We start from the raw sequence: 4,005 nt of genomic DNA, 5'->3' as shown, positions 1-4,005 counted from the left end.
TCCGAAGAAAGGGCGACCTTGATACTGCAAGCGCTCGTTCAGCCCTAACAGGTCCTTAGCATTGGCGATCTTTTGCACCGGAGGCGACGTCGCGGTCCTGCTCTTCCACCAGGATTCTGGCTATTGTCGCTGGGGACTTTTGGAAACGGACGCGACTTAACTCAAATTTATTTCTTATGGGCGTATCTTCGGGATCGTGAGCGCAGTTCGTTGCGCGTGCTTTGCTGGAGAACCGGTCACATGCAGTTTCGCTCTTTCAATGCTCCTGATCCAGATACAGGCGATCGTCCTCTGGTGACGGTTTTCTGCGCCGTCTGGCATAAGCAGCCGAACAAGCACGAGTTATTGCGGTCTCATTGGGAGAATCTGAAGGCACAGTCGATCCCCGTTGAGCCTTGCTACATCTTTGACAATGGTGATGTTGCCCCCGAGTGGCTGGACGCGCCCTGGCACAGTTTTGACGAGCCGCTCACGATCTACGAGGCTTGGTCCGCAGCAACTGCACTGGCACGTACCAAATATATCATGAACCTTAATATGGATGATCGCCTGGCCACCAATGCCGTTCAGGCGATGGTCGCCGCAGCGATTGCGACCAAATCCGCATTGGTTGGTGGTGAATGGCTCGTCAGCTTTGATGAAAGTCACCTCGACCAAAAGTTTGCTGTGGAAGACCTCTGGGATACCTGCTTCGCTGCCAATTGGCCGCCGAAGAAACAATCAAATCTGCGGCTTGGCAGCGGAACGGCTGAGCGGGGAACATATGGACCTGCCACACTGTGGAGCCTGGAGCAGGTCGGCCCATGGTACCCGAGCTACTTCGGCAACCAGACACCGATCAAATCGATTGGCGATGCCATCTTCTGGCAGGTCCTTGCCAAGAATAATCGCAAGTTCACGCGGATCCCGATGGTGGTCGGCCGGTACTATTCTGACGAGACATCCCAGGCCGAATTCCGCCCGCACCAGGACAATGAGTACCTGCGTGATCACGGGATCAGTCGCGCTTCCTTTGCCGATTTCATCACCTCGGGTGATTTTTCCAAATGGCCCGGCCTTGCTCCCGCGGCTGGTGTCCCGGACCCTGTCGAGCTGAATAAAATCGAACGAGCCAGTGCGGAGCTGGCCGCGAAATTTCGTTCAATGGGGTTGAGAGCGCATGGCGCGGCCCAAAGCATCTCGATGCAGTGACCATGTCGCAACGTATCTTCATAACCGGCAGCGGCGGTATCGTTGGCCGCCACGCCATGGCTGCTCTGGCAGAGCTTGCGCCTGATGCGGTTGTGATCCGCAACACCGCAGATCTGACAAAACCCGATGAGATTGCCCAGGTCATCAACACGGCGGGCCCGCTTGATCTGGTCATCCACCTTGCTGCCATGGTGCCGGTCAAGGCGGTGCAGGGCGATCCCGGCGGCGCCTTTGCTGTGAACGCTGGCGGCACGATCAACCTTCTGGCTGCGCTTGGCAATACTCATGCCCGGATGCTTCTGTGTTCCTCCAGCCATGTCTATGCGAGCAAAGAGACGCCAATTTTCGAAACCGATACCATCGAACCGGTTTCACTTTATGGTCAGACCAAGCGGATGGCAGAGCTGGCTGCGCAACAGATTTGCGCCGCGACGGGTCGCTCGCTCTGCATCGCCAGATTGTTTTCGATCCACGACCCTGAACAATCTGGAAGCTATCTGCGCCCGACGCTTGTCACTCGGTTGAAGACCGCCGTGCCGGAGGCGCCGTTTGACCTCTACGGTGCCGGCAGTCGGCGGGATTTTCTGCCCGCTGCACAGGCGGCCCGCCTTATTGTCGAACTCGCTCTTTCGGATGCCGAGGGGCCGGTCAACGTCGGCTCCGGGTGTGCGATGACGGTTGCAGATTTTGCGCAATCCCTTGCTCCTTTCCCTTTGAACATACGGCCCCTGGGCCAGAACGACACGCTAGAGGCCGATGTCACGCGCCTGCGTGCGATCCTTGGAGAACGCCATGACTAAGAGAGTTTCCATTGTAGTTCCCACATTTAACCGTGCGGATATGCTGCCCAAAGCAATCGACAGTGCGCTTGATCAGACTGTCGCCTGCGAAGTGATCGTCGTAGATCACGGGTCGACCGATCATACGCCGCAGGTTGCCGCGGAATATGGTGATAAGATCATCTACGTCCGGCGGGAAAAGGACTTCGGCCCGCATTTTTGCTGGCTTGAGGGCGTCCTGCATGCATCTGGCGAATTTGTTCACCTGCAGTATGACGATGACTGGATTGCTCCGACCTTCATTGAAAAATGCCTGGCTGTCCTCAGCTATGATGTCGGCTTTGCCTTCACCGGGGCTGAGGTTGTCGACAATAAAACCGGCAAGCAGATGATGACGCAGTTCTTGGGATGGCTGCCGGATACGGGTATTTTTGAGAACCGCCTGGCGGAGGAAAACATCGTCGGATCCCTGATCTCCCCCGGCGCGGCTCTGTTTCGGCGCCAGGTACTGATCGATGCGCTCTACCAGGGGCGGTTGCCGCTGCAAAACAGCGAATACCACGGGGTTGGGCCAGATATCTTCGCCTCGCTGCTATCGATGCTGCGATATCCGAAGGTTGGCTTTGTGAAGGAACCTCTTGCCAGTTTCCGGGCTCATGATGGCTCGATCACCATCGACGCGCTGAAAGATCAGAAGAAGGCCGCCAACATCACCGCCGCTTACAACGAGGTGCGACATTACTACGTCGAGTTAAAGGCGATGCAGGCTGTAAGAGGGGCGCAAGCATGAAGAATTTTCAGCCACCGCGGCCGATCACCTTGGCCCAGGACACCATCTCGCGGCGGGAACTGCAGCAGACCGCCGATTGGATGATGGCGGGGAATCGCCTGACAAAGTCGGAAGAAACAACCGCCTTCGAAGCCGAGTTCGCGGCATGGATGGGCTGCAAACATGCGGTATTTGTGAACTCGGGCTCGTCTGCAAACCTGTTGATGATATATGCCGCGCGCGAAGCCGGACGGTTGCGGAACAATAAGGTGATCGCGCCCGCCGTCAGCTGGGTGACCACGGTGTCCCCACTTATCCAGTTCGGTTTTGATGTGCGGCTTTGCGACTGCGATCCGACCAATCTCGGGCTGGATCTGGATCATCTCGAACGGCTCTGCAAGGAGGAGGCTCCGGCCCTGCTGATCCTTGTGCATGTGCTTGGTCACGCCAACCATATGGCGGCGATCCGGGACATCTGCGAACGTTATGATGTCCTCTTGCTGGAGGACAGCTGCGAAGCCCTGGGATCGGTCAGCGACGGGCGAAAACTCGGCTGTCATGGGACTGCGGGCAGTTTCTCATTCTATTACGGGCATCATATCTCGACGATCGAAGGGGGGATGGTTGTCACCGATGACAGTGAGCTCCATCAGGTCATGCTATCGCTGCGGTCTCATGGCTGGAGCCGGGATCTCAACCCGACATTGCGCGATCAGCTGCAGCAAGACCACAATATCGACGATTTCCGCAACCTTTACACCTTCTACTACGCCGGGTTTAACCTGCGCTCGACGGATCTGCAGGCCTTCATCGGGCGTCAGCAAATTTTGAAACTCGATGATATCTGCCGGGTTCGCGAACGCAATTTTGACATCTACGCTGCGCAGTTGCGGGGTTTTTATCGTCAGGACAGCGAGACTGAGCTGTTATCCTCCTTCGCCTATGGCACCTTGGTGGAGAACAGGATGGAGGTATTCGAGCACCTCAGGGACCAGGATATCGAGTGTCGACCGCTCATCTGCGGAAATATCGCGCGCCATCCGTTCTGGATCCGGCATTACGGGCATCAGGTGCTGCCAAACGCAGATCTGATTCACGACTATGGGATTTACCTGCCCAACCACCATAATTTGTCGACGGCGGATGTGACCTGCGTCACCGACGCGTTCAAGGCGGTTGCGCGTCCCAAGAGCATTCATGACCGCGCAGCCTGAGCTGCGGCCGATGGCGATTTCCAGAAACAACGGACAGCAAAATGCCAAGTGT

General features: G+C 56.8%; 4 protein-coding genes. All 4 read left to right on the top strand.

Features of this window, described 5'->3' with window-relative positions:
* Positions 1-240: 240 nt before the first annotated feature.
* Genes VWY34_RS01645 through VWY34_RS01630 form a run of 4 tightly spaced genes read left to right on the top strand, consistent with a single transcriptional unit; the run spans position 241 to position 3,953 of the window.
* Positions 241-1,191 (top strand): glycosyltransferase family 2 protein, encoded by a 951-nt coding sequence (locus tag VWY34_RS01645; RefSeq protein ID WP_416536353.1) that lies wholly within the window; start codon positions 241-243, stop codon positions 1,189-1,191.
* A 2-nt stretch (positions 1,192-1,193) separates the two neighbouring features.
* Entirely contained in the window at positions 1,194-1,991 is a 798-nt protein-coding gene (locus tag VWY34_RS01640) for an NAD-dependent epimerase/dehydratase family protein (protein WP_416536354.1), read from the top strand.
* On the top strand, positions 1,984-2,760 hold the full coding sequence (locus VWY34_RS01635; protein ID WP_416549031.1) for a glycosyltransferase family 2 protein: 777 nt from the start codon (positions 1,984-1,986) through the stop codon (positions 2,758-2,760). The genes VWY34_RS01640 and VWY34_RS01635 overlap by 8 nt, the downstream gene beginning before the upstream one ends.
* Complete coding sequence (locus VWY34_RS01630) at positions 2,757-3,953, top strand: DegT/DnrJ/EryC1/StrS family aminotransferase (RefSeq protein WP_416546489.1); 1,197 nt, start codon at positions 2,757-2,759, stop codon at positions 3,951-3,953. The genes VWY34_RS01635 and VWY34_RS01630 overlap by 4 nt, the downstream gene beginning before the upstream one ends.
* Positions 3,954-4,005 lie beyond the last annotated feature (52 nt).

This window comes from Phaeobacter sp. JH20_02, from assembly GCF_048056915.1.
Classification (GTDB): domain Bacteria; phylum Pseudomonadota; class Alphaproteobacteria; order Rhodobacterales; family Rhodobacteraceae; genus Phaeobacter; species Phaeobacter bryozoorum.
This window is presented reverse-complemented; position numbering and strand designations above follow the sequence as displayed.

What these genes read in the sequence shown, in the direction of transcription:
- VWY34_RS01640 (WP_416536354.1), top strand. Translation starts at nt 1,194, where the DNA reads ATGTCGCAACGTATCTTCATAACCGGCAGCGGCGGTATCGTTGGCCGC.
- VWY34_RS01630 (WP_416546489.1), top strand. Translation starts at nt 2,757, where the DNA reads ATGAAGAATTTTCAGCCACCGCGGCCGATCACCTTGGCCCAGGACACC.
- VWY34_RS01645 (WP_416536353.1), top strand. Translation starts at nt 241, where the DNA reads ATGCAGTTTCGCTCTTTCAATGCTCCTGATCCAGATACAGGCGATCGT.
- VWY34_RS01635 (WP_416549031.1), top strand. Translation starts at nt 1,984, where the DNA reads ATGACTAAGAGAGTTTCCATTGTAGTTCCCACATTTAACCGTGCGGAT.